The 18,559-nt window shown below is 44.8% G+C and carries 15 protein-coding genes; 8 read left to right on the top strand and 7 right to left on the bottom strand.

Annotation, left to right across the window (positions count from 1 at the left end):
• Window positions 1–14: 14 nt before the first annotated feature.
• Entirely contained in the window at window positions 15–2,639 is a 2,625-nt protein-coding gene (locus tag GRF55_RS04895) for a transglutaminase family protein (protein WP_220369406.1), read from the top strand.
• Between the two features lie 428 nt (window positions 2,640–3,067).
• Here the strand turns inward: GRF55_RS04895 and dinB are convergent, their stop codons facing one another.
• The 3 genes from dinB to GRF55_RS04880 all read right to left on the bottom strand — a co-directional run bounded on the left by dinB (window position 3,068) and on the right by GRF55_RS04880 (window position 4,830).
• A complete protein-coding gene (dinB, locus tag GRF55_RS04890) occupies window positions 3,068–4,147 on the bottom strand; it encodes a DNA polymerase IV (protein ID WP_220369405.1) in 1,080 nt (359 codons plus the stop codon).
• A 70-nt stretch (window positions 4,148–4,217) separates the two neighbouring features.
• The gene (locus GRF55_RS04885) at window positions 4,218–4,586 is read right to left on the bottom strand and encodes a hypothetical protein (RefSeq protein WP_220369404.1); all 369 of its coding nucleotides are present in this window, start codon (window positions 4,584–4,586) and stop codon (window positions 4,218–4,220) included.
• Between the two features lies 1 nt (window position 4,587).
• Window positions 4,588–4,830 (bottom strand): hypothetical protein, encoded by a 243-nt coding sequence (locus tag GRF55_RS04880; protein ID WP_220369403.1) that lies wholly within the window; start codon window positions 4,828–4,830, stop codon window positions 4,588–4,590.
• Between the two features lie 290 nt (window positions 4,831–5,120).
• Here GRF55_RS04880 and GRF55_RS04875 point away from each other — a divergent pair, with 290 nt between their 5' ends.
• From GRF55_RS04875 to GRF55_RS04860, 4 genes are all read left to right on the top strand, one after another.
• Entirely contained in the window at window positions 5,121–6,068 is a 948-nt protein-coding gene (locus GRF55_RS04875; protein WP_220369626.1) for an IS30 family transposase, read from the top strand.
• 235 nt (window positions 6,069–6,303) lie between these two features.
• Complete coding sequence (locus tag GRF55_RS04870; RefSeq protein WP_220369402.1) at window positions 6,304–6,873, top strand: hypothetical protein; 570 nt, start codon at window positions 6,304–6,306, stop codon at window positions 6,871–6,873.
• Between the two features lie 195 nt (window positions 6,874–7,068).
• Window positions 7,069–7,905: a 4-(cytidine 5'-diphospho)-2-C-methyl-D-erythritol kinase gene (ispE, locus tag GRF55_RS04865; RefSeq protein ID WP_220369401.1), complete on the top strand. Its 837-nt coding sequence runs from the start codon at window positions 7,069–7,071 to the stop codon at window positions 7,903–7,905.
• A gap of 73 nt (window positions 7,906–7,978) precedes the next feature.
• Window positions 7,979–10,516 (top strand): ATP-dependent Clp protease ATP-binding subunit, encoded by a 2,538-nt coding sequence (locus GRF55_RS04860; protein ID WP_220369400.1) that lies wholly within the window; start codon window positions 7,979–7,981, stop codon window positions 10,514–10,516.
• A gap of 97 nt (window positions 10,517–10,613) precedes the next feature.
• On the opposite strand, the gene GRF55_RS04855 is transcribed toward GRF55_RS04860, so the two are convergent.
• Window positions 10,614–13,139 (bottom strand): N-6 DNA methylase, encoded by a 2,526-nt coding sequence (locus tag GRF55_RS04855; RefSeq protein ID WP_220369399.1) that lies wholly within the window; start codon window positions 13,137–13,139, stop codon window positions 10,614–10,616.
• A 714-nt stretch (window positions 13,140–13,853) separates the two neighbouring features.
• Here GRF55_RS04855 and GRF55_RS04850 point away from each other — a divergent pair.
• Window positions 13,854–15,074, top strand: a complete 1,221-nt coding sequence (locus GRF55_RS04850) for a site-specific integrase (protein ID WP_220369398.1) — start codon at window positions 13,854–13,856, stop codon at window positions 15,072–15,074.
• A gap of 119 nt (window positions 15,075–15,193) precedes the next feature.
• Here GRF55_RS04850 and GRF55_RS04845 read toward each other — a convergent pair whose 3' ends face one another.
• Entirely contained in the window at window positions 15,194–15,490 is a 297-nt protein-coding gene (locus tag GRF55_RS04845; RefSeq protein WP_220369397.1) for a helix-turn-helix domain-containing protein, read from the bottom strand.
• Window positions 15,487–15,807: a helix-turn-helix domain-containing protein gene (locus tag GRF55_RS04840; RefSeq protein WP_220369396.1), complete on the bottom strand. Its 321-nt coding sequence runs from the start codon at window positions 15,805–15,807 to the stop codon at window positions 15,487–15,489. Before GRF55_RS04840 ends, GRF55_RS04845 begins: the two co-directional genes overlap by 4 nt.
• 525 nt (window positions 15,808–16,332) lie before the next feature.
• Here GRF55_RS04840 and GRF55_RS04835 point away from each other — a divergent pair.
• Complete coding sequence (locus GRF55_RS04835) at window positions 16,333–17,268, top strand: hypothetical protein (protein WP_220369395.1); 936 nt, start codon at window positions 16,333–16,335, stop codon at window positions 17,266–17,268.
• 2 nt (window positions 17,269–17,270) lie between these two features.
• On the top strand, window positions 17,271–17,558 hold the full coding sequence (locus GRF55_RS04830; protein ID WP_220369394.1) for a hypothetical protein: 288 nt from the start codon (window positions 17,271–17,273) through the stop codon (window positions 17,556–17,558).
• A gap of 41 nt (window positions 17,559–17,599) precedes the next feature.
• Here GRF55_RS04830 and GRF55_RS04825 read toward each other — a convergent pair whose 3' ends face one another.
• Window positions 17,600–18,553, bottom strand: coding sequence for a DUF5677 domain-containing protein (locus tag GRF55_RS04825; protein ID WP_220369393.1), 954 nt, complete (start codon window positions 18,551–18,553; stop codon window positions 17,600–17,602).
• Window positions 18,554–18,559 lie beyond the last annotated feature (6 nt).

Below are 18,559 nucleotides of genomic sequence, written 5' to 3'. Positions count from 1 at the left end.
GATTACTTTTACAAATGAAAAAAAAGATTTTTATATTCACCATTTGCCTCTCGGTCATGATGGGTGCTCAAGCGCAGAAAAGCAAGCATTTCATCTCCGATGACAACTATCGGGAAAAGACTGAGAAAGCATTTAACGAAAAAATGCAACTCATTGGCAAACAGTTTTTTGACACAAAGAAACTGAATGCAAATGAAAGAGAGTTGGAAGCACTCAAATTCCTCTATGCCTACATGGCTTTAGCGGATGCGACCGACTATCCCACCTCATTCTTTTATGACAATGTGAAGTGCTCATTTACCGCCCAAAAGGAAATGCCTTGGGGTGTAAAGATTCCCGAATTGTTGTTCCGCCATTTCGTTTTACCCGTGCGTGTCAACAACGAGAATCTTGACGAGAGCCGCATGGTGTTCTATAAAGATCTGAAAGAACGCGTAAAAGGCATGTCGATGAAGGAAGCCATCCTTGAAGTGAACCATTGGTGCCACGAGAGGGTGACCTATCAGCCTTCAGACGCCCGCACCTCTTCCCCACTCGCTTCCATCCGCACCGCCTATGGACGATGCGGCGAGGAGTCGACCTTCACGGTGGCAGCCCTCCGCTCCATCGGTATTCCTGCCCGTCAGGTCTATACTCCGCGTTGGGCACATACCGATGACAACCACGCGTGGGTGGAAGCATGGGCAGATGGTGAATGGTATTTCCTTGGTGCCTGCGAGCCGGAAGCCGTGCTGAATCTCGGATGGTTCAACGCACCGGCATCAAGAGCCATGCTCATGCACACACGTGCCTTCGGCGACTACAACGGTCCCGAAGAGGCAGTTCTCCGCACCAACAACTATACAGAAATCAACCTCATCGACAATTACGCCACGACCGAACGCATCGACTTCCGTGTGGTAGATACCGACGGGAAAGCGGTGAACGGGGCACGTGTGGATTTCAAAATCTACAACTATGCGGAATATTACACCGCCGTGACGAAATATACAGATGAGCGAGGAGAGACATTCCTCACGGCAGGTCTTGGCGACCTGATTGTATGGGCGTCACACGAAGGCAGATACGGTTTCACGAAAGCATCATTCGGGAAGGACAAACACATCACCATCACCTTGTCGCGTTCACAAAACAGCGACCTCACACAACGGGTCTTCCCGGTCGAAGAGTTCGACATTGTGCCGCCACCAGAGAAGGTCAACCTCCCCGACGTGCCCGAAGATATGCAGAAGCGGAACAAAGAGCGCTTTGCGTATGAAGACTCTATCCGCAACGCCTACGTCGCCACCTTCATTTCTCAAGAGACAGCAAGCAACTTCCCCGCTGAAGCGACACCTTATTTAATAAAGGCGCGCGGCAACTGGCAGACGATTCTTGCGTTCCTCGAGAAATACAGCGACCGGAAAGAGCGCGCATACAAACTGCTCTCGACGCTGAGCGACAAAGATTTGCGCGACATGCAGATGGACATTCTGGATGATAACATGAACGCAACGAGCGACCAACTCTGCCCGCGTGTAGAAAACGAGATGATTATTCTCCCGTTCAAGCAGTTCTTCGAGAAGGCTTTCGACAAGAAAACGGCTGACCGCTTCCGCAAGAATCCTTCAGAACTGGTCGGCTGGGTGAAGAAAAACATTCGCCTCAATCCCGACAAGAAAGCCATCCGCATTGCACAGACTCCCGTCGGAGTATGGCGTTCACGGGTGACTGACACACGTTCGCGCGACATCTTCTTCGTTGACGTGGCGCGAAGCCTGGGCATTGAAGCGCAAAAAGACGGCGTCACCTCGAAGGTGCAATACAAGCAGGACGGCAAATGGGTAGATGTGAACTTCGATGCTACCGAACAGGCGAGCGCCCCGCAAGGCACACTCATGTTGGGATATACCCCGACGAAGATGGTGGACGACCCGAAATACTACAGCCACTTCACCATCTCGCGCATCGACAACGGAACGACATCGCTCCTCAGCTTCGACGAGGGGCAGGTAGATATGGGCGGCGGTGTCAGCTGGTCGAACACATTCAAGAACGGAACGTTGCTCGACGAGGGAACCTACGAACTGGTGACCGGTATGCGCCTTGCCAACGGCACGGTGCTCTCCACCTCACAGATATTCAACATCCGTGCGGGAGAAACGACCAACATCGAACTCACGTTGCGCTCTACCGACCAAGAAGTGAGCGTCATCGGCAGCTTCGACTCCGAAAGCAAATTCCTCACAATTGGCGACAAGAAGGAAGTTAGCATCCTCTCACAGACAGGCAGGGGCTACTTCATCGTAGGACTCATCGGCGTAGGACAAGAGCCGACCAACCATGCGCTGCGCGACATTGCCAAAGTGCGGAAGTCGTTCGAGACGTGGGGACGTCCGATTCTCCTGCTTTTCGAAAACGAAGAGGAAGCACGGAAATTTAACAAGAAAGAGTTCGGCGAACTGCCCAACACCATCATCTACGGTATCGACAAAGACGGCGCCATCAAGCAGCAAATCGTCAAGGAGATGAAACTCCAAAGCGACCGCCTGCTGCCTATTTTCTTCACCTCTGACACGTTCAACCGCGTGGTTAGCATCTCACAGGGTTACACCATCGGACTTGGCGAGCAACTGGAGAAAATCATCAAAAAACTCTGAATGAAATCATCACGTCATGATACGCAAAAGGTGTCTTTCCATTTTGGAGAGACACCTTTTTGCGTTGGCAGCAGATAGACTTTGCTCTTCATGAGCGCAAACGTGCCGTTTACGATGGATGAACGTGCTGTTTGAGAACGTGAATTCAATGAAAAAGAACCACAAAAACATGTTTGCATAAACATACGGAAAAGGGCGTATAAATATACGGTTGAACTTTCACTTTCCAAAAGTTCAACTTTTGCGTCCTGAAAGTTCAACTTTCATCGCCTAAAAGTTCAACTTTTGCAAGCTAAAAGTTGAACTTTTGGAAAGCAGTATTTAACATGTTGAAATTCAAGAGTTTACAAAACGAACGTCAACAGTTCCACCTCTGCATAAACATACATAAACAGCATCTGCCAGAGGGAGACGGTTTCCGCATGACGCTACGCCGAGAAGTCGAGTTCACCTTCTACCCAAACCGAATGGGTGTCGGCCAGATGGGGATTGGAGACGCTCACGCCTATCAGTCGGATGGCACGTTTCTCGTAATCCACTTGCTTCATCAGCTCCTTGGCAAGTGGCAATATCTGTTCTTTCGTTTGCAGGGGGTGCGGTTTTGTTACGCTGCGGGTGAGTTGTGTAAAGTCCTCGTATTTCACTTTCAGCGTGAGCGTGTAACCTTCGAAATGGCTCTTTCGGATACGCTGTATGAGTTCGAGGACGATGCGATAGAGTTCCACCAAGACGGCTACTCGCGTGTTGATGTCTTCCAGGAACGTCTGCTCACACCCTACCGACTTCCTCACGCGAGACGTGACGACGGGGCGGTCGTCTATTCCCCGTGCGAAATTGTAATAGATTCTGCCCACTTTGCCGAAGACGAACGACAGTTGTTCCATCGTCAGTTTTCGCAAATCGGCACCGTTGAAGACACCCATGCGATGAAAGCGCGTGGCGGTTTTCGGTCCCACTCCCCAGAATTTCTCAATCTTCAGTTGCGCGATAAACTCATCGGAACGGTCGGGATGAACCACACACATACCGTCGGGCTTGCGCATGTCAGACGCTATTTTCGCCAGAAACTTGTTATAGGAGATGCCTGCCGAGGCGGTCAGATGCAGCTGTTGGCGGATTCGTTCTCTGATTTCGCGGGCAATATCGACCGCCATTTCCATGCCTTTCTTGTTTTCCGTCACATCCAAGAAAGCCTCATCAATCGAGAGCGGTTCTATCACGTCGGTATATTCGCGGAAAATCTCCTGAACCTCCATCGACACTTCCTTATAATGCGTATGGTCGGGAAAGACAATGGTCAGCTCCGGACAGAGATACTTCGCCCGAACAATCGACATGGCGGAATGAATACCATACCGACGCGCTTCGTAGCTGGCGGTCGCCACCACCCCGCGCGGTCCGTCAAAACCGACGGCAATCGGTTTGCCCCGCAATTCGGGATGGTCTCTTTGCTCTACCGCCGCAAAGAACGCATCCATATCAATATGTATAATCTTTCTGTACGCCATTCCGCATGAAACAGAAGGCTATGCCTCCCCGTCGGAGAAGCATAACCCATGAGTGATGAGTCGATAAAGCTTAATCCAAAGCGAACTGCTTTTTCCAAGCCATGCGGTTGGCATTCTCCGCCTCAGCCATGCGCTTGTCTGCCTTAATCACTTTCGCCACAAACGCGTCGATGGTCAAGAGAATGGCTTTCTGTTCGTCGCGGTTGAAGCCTTCGAGCACTTCCTGCGTGTCGCGAACGATTTCCTCAAGCGTATATTTGCGGTCGATGGCTCCCGTCACTTCCTTCTTCAGCTCCTCGTCAATCGTCCCCACTTGCTCTATCTGAGCAATGAAACCATGGATGAAATCCTTCTCCGGCTGAGCATACTGACCGTCGCAATTGGCAAAGAACAATCCCGTTTTTGCCATCAGTCTCACAACATTAGCTAACTTTTCCATATCATTCCTCCTCTACTACTGTTTCGTCTTCAACTACTTCCGCTTCGCCTTCCGTTGCAACCGAATTGCCGGCAAGCCCAATAATACTCAACACGCTTTGGGCGAGGCTCCCGAGATCCATATTCTCCAGATTCAATTTCTCCTTGACAGCATCAAGGACTCCTCCTCCCAACTTCTCCTTGAGCCCTTCGAGAATTCCACTCTCTTCGCCCATCTTCAGGATGTTCTTAAAAAATTCTCCCATAATAATACCTTTCTGTGTTTTAGTAAAAAACTGCACCAAAGATACAAATAAATAAGGAAAATGCAAAAGGAAAACCTGCCTATTTTTGCCATTTTTCAAACCATAAGTTCCAATAAGAAGTGCAAATGGTTTTCAATTGTAAGCCCTCAACCATGTAAAACACTCGTGGAACGCTGTCGGCAAGGGGCAGACAGCCCCGGCGAGACATTGATTCACCAGTAGCAATACAAAAAAAAAGCAAAAAGGGAGACTGCTGTCTCCCAAAGATTAGTTAACTTTGTATTGTAATGATGTATCATCAACTAACCTCACAGCAAAGGTACACAATTTTCGTGTTACGGCAAAAGAATGTAGCGATAAAAGACATCGCTGATACGATAGGAGTGCATTACAGCACAGTCTATCGTGAGTTGAAACGCAACAAAGGCACACACCATTACCATTATGGTATAGCCCAGCATAAGTGTGACGAGCGTAAGCACAGGATGAGGAGACACCGCAAGTTCTCCATAGATATGCGAAGGAGAATCGTCTCACTCCTGGTGTGTGAGCAGTGGTCGCCGGAACAAATCAAGGGATGGATGGAAAGGAATGGAGAAAAGTGCGTTTCAGTAGAAACCATCTATCAATATATCCGATTTGACCGCAAGTGCGGAGGAGAACTCTACAAACACTGCAGGCACCGCCTGAAGAACATCAGAAGGACTGCCGAAACTGCACATACTGCCATAAAGGACAGGGTAATGATAGAACAGAGGGAAGAAGAGGCTGACGGAACACGATTCGGGGATTTCGAAATGGACACCATCATCGGAAAGGACGGAAAAGGGACAATCGTTACAATTGTCGAGAGAAGCCGGGACTTCTTCATGATGAGAAAACTCAGACACGGGAAAAACGCAAAGCAGCTGGCAAAAACCGTAGTAGCCATGATGACACCGTACATAGGAAGGATAAAAAGTATTACCACAGACAACGGAAGTGAGTTCGCTGAGCACAAATACATAGCAGAGAGACTCAAAACAAAGATCTTCTTCACACATCCATACTCATCATGGGAGAAAGGAAACATAGAAAACACCAACAAACTCATCAGGCAATATATACCAAAAGGAACTGACTTTAAACATATTTCAGAGGAACAAATAAAGAGAATACAACATAAAATAAACCGTAGGCCAAGAAAAAAACTAAACTTTTCCACACCTACTGCTGAATTCTTCAAAAAAATAACATAACTTTGCACTTGCTACTGGAATCTACAAACAGACCCCGTGAAAGATTTGGATGCGGGAATTTTGAGAATTGAATATAATTCGCTAAATTTACATAAGATAAGATGCACCTCGGCATAAAAAACAAATGAATTTATTTTGTTCTGCGCTCGGTTTTCATTATCTTTGCCGAGTATAACAGATATACTTCGCAAGCGGTAAAAATTCTTTCTGAAGTATAGTTCATAATATACATAACATGAAACATATCTTATCAATATTATTACTTTTATTATTTGGTTCAGTATTTCTGTCATGCAGAGGAGAAGCAACCCCCAAATTGGTAAATAGTGAATCTTCAGTACTTGAAGTAGAAAAAAAAGAAAACACTCTCTTCCAAATGAATTTAATTAGGGGTTTGGATAAATGTATCATAAAATATTATGGATCTGCTTCAACTTTAGGATATCAATTTGTCTTTGAATTAGATACTATGGGAGGTATTGTTCGGATAGTTGGGGAAAACATAATAGAAAAACTTCCGCAGTATGATTATTCTAAAATATTTTATTATGCTTATGAAATTTGCATAAAAAAGAAACCTATTATTGTTAAAAAAGAACATAAAGAATTGTATGTTGAAGCAGATTTTCCGTTTTTTACTATTACAGGATATAATAATAATCAGAAAATATTTTCCTATGATATGATAGTTGGAACGAGACAAGGCTACTACGAATATAACTACTCGAAAGAATTTACGGAATTATACGATCTAATTTCTTCAATTTCAAGGAATCTGTACCTAAACAATAAAGAAAAGCTATGAATACGACGCCAACGGCAACCTGACGAAAGATTTGGACGCTGGGATTTTGAGGATTGAATATAATTGCTTAAATTTGCCGAAGATGATACGTTTCGGTAACAACAGCAAGCATGTATATACGTACGACGCCACGGGCAGGAAGCTTCGTGCAGAGTACTACACGCCCATCATATCAACCATATTTATCAGAGAACGATGAAAATATATCCTTGTGCGAAAGTCAATCTGGGTTTGAACATCGTGGAGCGTCGCACCGACGGTTACCACGATTTGGAAACGGTGTTCTATCCCATCCCGCTATACGACACGCTGGAAGTAGAAGCCATGACAGGCAATAATGCGTCGGGAGAATGCGAATTCACGATGAGCGGCATCGAAATCGAAGGTGCGCCGACGGACAACCTCGTGTTGAAGGCTTATCGCCTGTTGGCTGCGGAGCACGCGCTTCCACCCCTCAGCATACACCTCCACAAAGCCATTCCCTCACAAGCGGGCATGGGCGGAGGCTCGAGCGATGCTGCCTACATGATTCGTCTGCTCAACGAGAAGTTCCGCTTAGGACTCAGCGTGGAAGAAATGCAGACGAAAGCCACCAGACTTGGTGCCGACTGCGCCTTCTTCATCGAGTCGATACCAGCATTTGCAAGAGGCATAGGTGACAAGCTGTCAGCAGTCGAAGGGAACTTGTCTCATTTGAAAGGGCTCTACATGGCGGTCGTAAAGACCAACGTGGCAGTATCCACCCGCGAAGCCTTCGCCCGGATTGTGCCGAAAAAGCCCGAACGCTGCTGCCTCGACATCGTGCAACAACCCGTCGAGACATGGCGCCATCAGCTCACCAACGACTTCGAAACGTCCGTGTTCAGCATTTATCCCGAGCTTGCCCGCATCAAGGAAAGGCTCTATTCCGAAGGAGCCATCTATGCACAGATGACCGGCAGCGGCAGCGCTATCTATGCCCTGTTCGACAAAAAGCCAGACAGCCTCAGCCTCATTTTCCGCGACGCATTCTGCCACATCGTCGCCCTATAGAAAATGTTTGGCACACTATTTGCATGAATGCCAATACATTATTCATATATAATATATAAAAGAAAGGCATACCATGAACAACCTGTTTTCAGACAGACTCTCTGAGATTCTCACCTTCAGCCGTGAGGAAGCAGAACGCCTCTGCTGCCAGTCGGTAAGTCCCGAGCATCTGCTCATGGGCATCATGAGGGGGAAAGGCGACGTTGTACACGATATGTTCGATAAACTGAACATCAATCTGCAATCCATAAAGACAGAACTTGAAAACAACGTGCGGAGAGAGCCAGCAAGCACCCATCCGACAGAGCTCGCTCTCAGCGAGCAGTCGAGCAACATACTCCGACAAGCAGTCATCGAGGCACGCACGCAGCACCGAGACACCGTCGACGTGCAGCATCTCCTCCTCGCTATCCTCCACGACCCATCGGGCAACGAGGCAAAACGAATCTTAGAACTCAACAAAATGAACTATCAAGACACCTTGGAATATCTCCAGCAGAAAGCCAACATGCCACAAAGCGGCATCGGGCTCCCCGATGAAGACGAGGAAGAACTCGAACCCATCGGACAAAACCCGCGCAACGAGGAGCAGAACGGCAGCCATACGACCACACAAGCACGCAAGAGTAGCGGAAAGACCCCCGTGCTCGATAACTTCTCGGTCAATCTCACGGCTGCTGCCCTCGAAGGAAAGCTTGACCCCGTCGTGGGACGCGAGCGCGAGATACAGCGTGTGACAGAGATTCTCTGCCGCCGAAAAAAGAACAACCCCATACTCATCGGCGAGCCGGGCGTCGGCAAAAGCGCTATCGTCGAAGGACTGGCACAACTCATCGCCAAGCGCAAGACATCGCCCGTGCTGTTCAACAAACGCCTCGTGAGTCTCGACCTCACCGCCGTCGTGGCAGGAACCAAATACCGCGGACAGTTCGAAGAGCGCATCAAGGCACTTATCAAGGAAATCGAGCAGAATCCCGACATCATCGTCTTCATCGACGAGATACACACCATCATCGGAGCAGGCTCGACACCCGGTTCAATGGACGCTGCCAACATCCTCAAACCGGCACTCGCAAGAGGCACCATCCAGTGCATCGGAGCCACTACTCTTGACGAATACCGCAACAGCATAGAAAAAGACGGAGCACTCGAGCGACGCTTCCAGAAAGTGCTCGTCGAGCCAACCAATACCGTCGAGACACTGCAGATACTCGAAAACATCAAAGACCGCTACGAGCAACATCACCACGTTGCCTACACCGACGATGCCATCACAGCATGTGTCAAACTGACAGAACGCTACGTGACCGACCGCTCCTTCCCCGACAAAGCCATCGACGCGCTCGACGAAGTGGGCGCACGCGTACATCTGCAACACGCACAAGTGCCGCCCGAAATCAACGAGAAGGAGAAAGAGATAGAACTCGTCAAGCAAAAGAAAGACGCTGCCGTCAAGAGTCAAGACTTCGAACTCGCCGCCAACTACCGCGACCGACAGACACAGCTCGAAGCCGAGCTCCAACGTCTCAACGAGCAATGGAGCAACGGCGAGGCAGGAACGCGCGAGACCGTCACCGAGAAAGAAGTGGCAGACGTCGTGTCGATGATGACCGGCGTGCCCGTACAGCGCATGGCAGAGGCTGAAGGCATACGTCTCAGAAACATGGCAGAGCGGCTCAAAGGCGCCGTCATCGCACAAGACGAAGCCATCGAAAAGATGGTCAAAGCCATCCAGCGCAACCGCGTAGGACTGAAAGAGCCCAACCACCCCATCGGCGTCTTCATGTTCCTCGGTCCGACAGGCGTCGGAAAGACCTATCTCGCCAAGAAACTCGCCGAAGAAATGTTCGGAAGCGAAGACGACCTCATACGCATCGACATGAGCGAATTCACCGAGAGTTTCAACGTCTCCCGACTCGTCGGCGCCCCTCCGGGATACGTCGGCTATGAAGAAGGCGGACAGCTCACCGAAAAAGTGCGTCGCAAACCCTACTCCATCGTCCTGCTCGACGAGATAGAGAAAGCCCACGGCAACGTCTTCAACCTCCTGCTGCAAGTGCTCGACGAAGGACGACTGACCGACGGCAACGGGCGACTTATCGACTTCCGTAACACCGTCGTCATCATGACCTCCAACGCCGGCACCCGACAACTCAAAGAGTTCGGACGCGGCATCGGCTTCAACACCGGAGGACAGTTCGGTGGCGTGCTCGACGAGAAAGACAAGGAACACGCCCGCTCCATCATCCAGAAGAGCCTTAGCCGACAGTTCGCCCCTGAGTTCCTCAACCGCCTCGACGAAATCATCACCTTCGACCAGCTCGACCTCGACGCCATCAAGCGCATCATCGACATCGAGCTCAAAGGACTCTTCAAGCGGATAGAGAACATGGGCTATCACCTGACCGTCAGCGACGCTGCCAAGGAGTTTGTTGCCACAAAGGGCTACGACGTACAGTTCGGTGCCCGCCCGCTCAAACGCGCCATCCAAAACCACATCGAAGACGGTGTCTGCGAGCGCATCCTGAGCGGTGAACTGCAAAGCGGCGACACCATCCACGCCGACAAACATCCCGAAAAAGAAGAACTCGTCTTCACCAAGAGCGAGTAACGTCGCAACTGTTCGACGAGGACACAAAAACATATAACTATCAAAAAAAGCACGGTACATTTATTTGTATCGTGCTTTTTTATTGTCCTATCAAAATTTACAGATTACCTATCTTAGCTTTATTTCTTAAGCCCATCAAATTCTCCTGTTTTGTCATGATGATATATGATTGCGCTTTCTTTTTTGCTTCATTTTTATTATTAATTATTATTTTCATGTCATCAATTATTCTACTTTTGAGTACATCATCGGTTGGTATTGGTATTTTCACTTCCATTAGCCTATTCCCCATTGTTGAAATAGTACCCTGTCTAAATGATTTGGATTCAATTTGTCTTTGAACGATTTCCATTCCCAACAGGGCCAAAAGCAAATAAGGAGACAGAATATCCTTTCTGTATATTTTGATTCTTCTAAAATGGCTTTGAAAGATTATCTTTAAATCAGACTCGGTTATCATTGCTGCTCTACCCATAAGATAGGTGCCATCATTTACGACAAGTATGTCTTCCGTCTCAAGATTTTGCTTATCTTTATACTTCATATAAATATCTTCTGAAAGGCAATGAGTACAGTCAGAAGTTATTTCCCAATTCGAAATTTCAGAAGTCCGGACAAAAGGAATATCTCCCGTCCCATAATGTTCGCTACCAACCTCGTGTCCTCTTGAAACTTTCAATATTTTATCATCCTGAAGTTCTTGCAAAGTTTTAAGTTCAAAATCTCCAGATTGTAAGTAAGAATCCAATTCCGTCTGAATGTCTGGATTGTAATATTTTGGCAATAATATATTGTCTTTCAAATCACTGATTCGCATAAACCATCCAAGATGTGAAGGCTTTTCTATTTTTCCGTTTCTCAACATTTTCAAATATTCTGGAATTTCTGCTATCTCATCATTTTTAATTTCACGACCTCGTTTATCATGACCACAACTTTTAGCGTAACTCATGAAAAATGGATAATCGTCTCTCGGGGTTGCTGTTTTTTTCAGAAAAATAAGATGTGTTTTCGTTGGCGTATATGGTAAAAAAGAGCTCATTGGTAAATCTATTAGTCCAAGAAGTTCCGTCTTGCTTAATAACTCTTGTACAATATATCCGTCTGTCGGATTACATAGTACACCATCTGGAACAACTATTGCAAGTTTTCCTCCTTCTCTTACCAAATCTATACACCTATCCAAAAAAAGAATCTGCGGAGCTTCACTTTCTTTTACTTTGTTTGTCTTTGTCCACAATTTGCCATCTCTATCATATTTCCATTTATGACCTAATGGATATTGTGAAAGTTTTTTCTCACCCTTCACGGGAATCTTTGCACCAAAAGGAGGGTTTGCTAAAAGAATATCAAAACAATCTAATTGAATACGAGCTTTTGTTTTTCCATCCCAATCTTTTGGTTCATTCAAACTATCTTCACAGAAAATGCCACTTTTGCCATCACCCATCAAAATCATGTAGGCTTTTACCACCTTGCTCAAAAAAGTATCTTTTTCTATTCCACAGAAATTTATATTTGCCTTGGCTATCTTCTCTTCTTTTATCATTTCCTCCGGCCAATTCATTTCTGCTCCCATTTTTTCCACTTTACCATGAAGATACTTGAGCCCCTCTATAAGAAAACCTCCAGATCCACAAGCAGGGTCTATTATTTTGTCATCACAACCTGGATCCAAAATTTGAATTGCTGTGCGAACTATATTTTTAGGCGTAAAATATTGCCCTTGCCCTCCCTTTAATGCACGATGGATAAACACTTCGAAAGCATCTCCAATCACATCGCGTTGCGCTGTCATCAATGAATAGGGCTGAAGTTCACCGACAATATAAGCTAATGACTTATCATCCAATGTTATGTTATCCGAATCATCCAAGACATCTTTGTATGTCCTTTTTGCTTCTTTGAACCTGTCAACAATTCTCTTTTTTATATCTTTAGGACTTTCATCTATTCCGGCTCTAAATGTCAGTACTTCGGTAGGACGGGTATATTTTTCATCATACAACTTGCAAAGGATAACGTTTATAATCTGTCTTGCATACTCTTCATCACGCGTAGTACCCACAGCATTACCAGCCAAATAGTTTCTAATTGATATAAACTTCTGTTTCAAGTTATGCGTAGGTATCAAATCCTCCTTTTTATATTTTCCTATATCCTCAAGTCTTTGCCCATACGCCGGGATGTTCAGAAGATTTTCATCAAACTCTATTCTTCCTCCTTTAATAACTTTTCTAATGTAATGAGTGTTTTCACCATTAAACCAAACTCCAAGTTCCGCTTCAGAAAACTTAAGATACAACTTCAACTGTTCTACACCATCTTCACGGGTTGGTTTTTTACATTCCACCACTATATATTCATCCCCACGTTTTTTCTCTTCCGTTTTAAATACAACAATATCAACAGGATATCTATACTCCGTATCTGATGGTGATGCCTTGACCCTAAACTGAGGATGAGTTTGTATTTGATTACGATTATAATTATAGTCTGCTACTAACATTTTCGAATAAACCTGTACAGCATTAACTTCTTCTGGAGTTGCCTTAACAGGTTCGTTAGATATAAAGTCTATAATATATCCATTTCCTAATTCTTTAACAGCATTTACATCCATCCGTTCTTTTGTTATAAATACTGACCGATACCCAAACATCAGCTGTTTTTTACCTTGTTTGCTACATAAACGAAAAACGGGGTATCCTCATCTGCTCGCCCGCAACTCAAGGTTTACCACAACCTGACCAGTGAACGAAACAGAGTCTTGAATACCCACGCTGGTAAGTATATATGCATCCCAAAAGTGTGCGTGAGGACACAGTTTGCCCTCGGCACACTCCGGGGAGTATATACTACACCCGTAGCATTCACCTCCGCAATGTTCTTGACTGGTCTTTTCTGTGGTAATTTTGAGTTGCCAAAAACAAAGCATCAATGACGCTTTTCCAATATGTAGTTGTCCCATCTGCGTTTTGTGCGCAAATTGGAACACTGCAAAGTTACGAAAAAAGCTTGTAAAAGCGAAGCGATTTTGGAAGATTAACGCAGTTCGGCCTAAAATAAAGGCAAGACGGGGAAGAATGAAGAAGTTCAATTTGGGGCTAAAAGCAAATTAGGGAGGATTGGTGAAGGAGTTAGGTTGCCAAATCGTAACCCAAAATTAGGGTTCTGATGCAGGTTAATCGACTAAGCAAATCGGGGCAGAATGGCGTACCTTTCACCATCCGTTCACTTCCAGTTTCTTATTCCGCAAACTGCTACATTTTGCATAGCGATGGATGCCAAAAGAAACAGTAGTTTTGCAGCCAAAATTAAAAAAGGAGTAAGAAACATGAGAAGTACTTTTAACATTCTGTTCTATGTGAACAAGAGTAAGGAGAAGAACGGTGTTGTGCCTGTGATGGGCAGGGTGACGATTAATGGGACTCAGTCGCAGTTCAGCTGTAAGAAGACGATTCCGCTTGACATGTGGGATGTAAAGGGCAATTGTGCCAAAGGCCGTAGCAAGGAGGCTTTGCAGATCAACCGCGAACTGAATAACATCAAGGCACAGATTATCAAACATTATCAGCATCTTTCTGACCGTGAGGCTTTCGTGACGGCAGAGATGGTGCGCAACTCCTATCAGGGATTTGGAAGCGAGTACGAGACATTATTGAGTGCTTTCGACAAGGACATCGACAATCAGAAGAAACGTGTGGGCAAGGACAGGGCTGCAAGCACGCTTTGGGCTATGGAGCGTTCGCGGAAGGATGTGGCAGAGTTCATTCAGTCGCACTACCGTCGCACAGACATGTCGATGTTGGAACTAACACCAGAGTTCATCAAAGACTTTGCCGCCTACCTCAGTACAGACCGTGGACTGGCCAACGGCACTATCTGGCAGCGATGTATGTGGCTGAAAGGTGTTGTTCTGAGAGCGCACTATAACGGCAAGATTCCCCGTAACCCGTTCGCGCAGTTCCACATCAGCCCGAACTGTAAGGAAAGGGAGTTTCTGACCGAGGAAGAACTGAAGGCTGTCGTGACCCATGAGTTCGACGACGACAGTCTCGCCTTCGTGCGTGACATCTTTGTATTCGTGTGCTTCACTGCCCTTTCGTTCATCGACGTGAAGAACCTGACGACGGCCAACATCGTGGACATCAACGGTGACAAGTGGATTATCAGCAAGCGACATAAGACCAACATTCCCTTTCAAGTGAAGCTGATGGAGGTACCCTTGCAGATTATCGACCGCTACAAACACCTACAGGAAGACAAACTGGTGTTCGGCAAGATGAACTACTGGTCAATGTGCAAGAAACTGAAAACGGTGATGTCAGCTTGTGGCATAGAGAAAGCCATATCCTACCATTGCGGACGTCACTCATTCGCAACCTTAGCGCTTTCAAAAGGAATGCCTATTGAGAGCGTGAGTCGCGTATTGGGACATACTAACATCGTGACCACCCAGATTTATGCCAAAATCACGAGCCAGAAACTCGACAATGACTTGACGATGCTCGGCAATAAGCTCAATGCCTCATTCAAGGATATAAAGAGAGCATAACCACTAACGACGCATAAATACTTCAAAGCAGAAAGACGAATGATTAGCGAAGTCTGTCATCCGTCTTTCTGCATTATATTCCCTCAGCACACAAGCCACTGACGGATCTTTCTTTTTCCCTATCGTATATACGCAGGGTGATAGCAACTTTCCAGAACCCTTTCCAAGTCACTCTCACGATATAGCACCTTGCCACCTAATAATATATAAGGTAGTAAACCATCATTTCGGTATTCCTGTAGCGTTCGTCTGCTGACCTTCAGGATCTGTGCCACCTCTCTGTCTGTCAGGTAGCGTTCACCATCAAGCAATGGGCGATAATTGCCTATCACCTTCTTGTATAGGGCAAGCACCTCTTTCATGTTCTCCAACGCATTCTTTACGCTGACGTTATGAGGCATTATCAGTTCGTTCATAGGCACTCCGTTTTGAGGTTACACATCTTGCTATCCTTATCTCTACCTGCCACAACATGAAGAATACTCTCCACATCCTCAGGCTTGTAATATACCTTACGATTGATTTGAGAATAGGCCAATGTTCCGTTGTCTCGTAAAGTTTGTAATGTTCTTGGGCTGATGTTCAGCATCTGGCACACGTCTTGGTTGTCAAGCCAGTTACCTAACCCTTTGTCTGTGCCTCTACTGGCCATCTCCTTCATCTTTGTGACGAAACTGTTGAAGCTCGTCAGCAGCTCCTCGTAGGTACTGCGCTCAATTGATACTACTTCCATGTCTGTTTAGTTTTTGAATTTTGCGTGCAAAGGTAGGCCATGATCTCCAGATAAACTCATTCTGATAATTCCTTGTTGTGAAATAACAATTCAGGGAAACAAAAGCCTAATGTCTGCCGAGCTTGCTTATTCGAAAGCAGACAAGCATCTTTGTGTGGTACTCCACAGAAAAGTGCGTATTAGGCTACACCCTTCATGGGAAATGTATGCCTTATAACATTGTCGGTTCTTCATTAATTCCTACTTGTATAGCCGCAAAAACACTAATTTCATTTTTTTTCTTCATTTTAGTCATAATCTCGAAATTATTTGTTATTTTTGCACTCGCAATCCGATAGGAGCGCAAAGACATAAAGCTCGATAGCCGCACAATCACCACCGTACTTGCTACGAGCGAACATAGAATATAGGAGCTGCCCCGTATAGGGCGCAGATTTCCCATATTTCTATGTGGTTTGTGGTGAACCGTGCGGCGTATGGCGAAAGTCTGCGCCTCTTTATGTGGAAATTTTAAAATAATCATATATGAATATCAAACAATTATTTCCATTGAAGAATCAAGCAGAATTGTGCTTTTTCTCTTCTGTTGCAGTATTGCTATCTATGCCTTCATATGGTTTTAGTACAGCGCATGTAATTTTGGCCATTTTATCGGTAATTTCTTTCTTCTGTGTAAAAGACTCGATTGTAGTTCGAGCTTTATGTGTTTCCGTATGCCTCAATTCCACTTATTCAGTTCTTGACTTATATTATGACAATATCATAAACGCTTTGATACTTTTAGTTATAGTTGTAGGCCCAATCGTATATGCAATAATAAAGGCTGGCGAAGTATCGACAAGAGTGTTTCTTGGAATCATTATATTGACCATATTGCCGAGAATGTGGAATGGTTATAGTTATTCTTTTGATACCAATACACTTCTCTGTCTTAGTTTCTATTTACTCATTATTTCACTAATCTTTCTTTTTCTCTCATCTGCTTTAGACACAACGGACATAATTACTCGATACATATCATTGGGAGCGGCAATTGCATCTGCCTTTATACTATTTGTCGCTGTTATAGGTATCATCTATGAATTTTGTGACCAACCAAAAAGTGGAAAATTCGGATATGGAATAATTTCAGAATATGATTTCACACCTGAAGAGTATCCCTTATACGCTGCTTGCCGAAATATCTTCAGTTTCTCAACAAATTGGGTTTTCTTAGCAGGTATTATTATGGCATCATATTTTGGTTACCTTCTTAAGAGATCTAAGATGGCTCTCAGTGGAGTGTGTATTCCTGCTATTCTTTCCATGATTGGGTTTGGTGTCATGTATGGAGCTAATACTATGTTTGCACATTATAGAGGCTTTGGCTTATGGAATGAAGCAGACGATGTGGTTTTACTTTATTTTGCTGAGTATGTAGTTTTGACTTATTCATTATATAAATTTTACAAAAAACTTTAAGTATGGGTAATTTAGAAAACATGTTGGAAAACCAACAAAAAGAACAAGCATCAACTGCAAGCAATCAAACCATTGGTTCTACACTTCTTGGTAAAGTTTCAACAATTTACAAATGGCTTGGAGGATTGTTTATCGTAATTGGAGTAATAGCGTTTCTTGCATCTTTAAGTAATGATAAAGCTGACGCAGCAATATTTGGAGCCAGTTCTTTCTTTGGCGGTTTATTCACCCTGTTTGGAGGATGTATCGGAGAGGCAATTGACGACATTAGAAATAGCGTCAAGAAATAAGAATACATAATGATACTAATGGATAGCCACTAACACATTTCTTATTTCGTCATAAACGCATCGGGGATATTTTCATATTCGTCTTTGATGTGTTCAAAAATCAGTCGAAGGACACGTTGGATGTCTTCGGCCATTGAAACCAAAGCGTCGCCTGCAATGACAACAGCTTTGGTTTCATTTATGTATGGAATGAACGCTTGTATTGCCAGTGTGATGATGTCTGCTATAGGAAGTATAATGCGATAATGATTATATACTCGTTCGTCTATATTCGGTACCATCATTCCATCCCCAATATCATTTAGGTGAATTTGACGTAGCTCACCCCAGTCAGAATGAATAGCATCAGATGAAAGTCCATATTCTAAAGTGTAAATCAAATCCTTTTCTTCCTGTGTATAAGTTTGATCGACAAGATTCAGTATTGTTTTGAAGTTCTTTGGATGGATAGACTTTAAGTCCTCAATAGTAAAACCGTCAGCTTTCAAATCGTCTAAAAACTTTGTGTTTCGAACAAGATTAACTCCATCAACTTTCTTTTCTGTTTTGTTATATACGTTGATTCGATTTTTGTATGAGGCTAGCCTAAAGTCATCCAATGCTTCCTTACCATTTACGATTAGATAGACCATTTTTGTAAATGCCTCATATAAGATGCGTTCATAGACAATGTATACGCCAAACTCTCCACGCTTGTTAACATCTATACATTCCTTCCAGAACTTGTAAATTTTTACATACAGACCAAGAATTGGAGCTTGTTCTCTTTGACAACAAATATAGTCATCATCATTGGGACTGATAGACTTTCTCATCAGAAATGTCAGATTGTCACACAACGACAGCACAAAATTATTGTCATTCAATAGAAGAATGACATCTTGCTTAGTTTTTATAGATGTGTATGGCGTCAACATATGATGCAAAAATACAAAAAAGTTGGCACATTGTGCACGTTTTTGCGAAAAAACTTCAAAAATCGTTGCTATTTTCAAGAAAAA

The organism is Prevotella sp. Rep29 (assembly GCF_019551475.1).
In the GTDB taxonomy this organism is placed as follows: Bacteria; Bacteroidota; Bacteroidia; order Bacteroidales; family Bacteroidaceae; genus Prevotella.
This window is presented reverse-complemented; position numbering and strand designations above follow the sequence as displayed.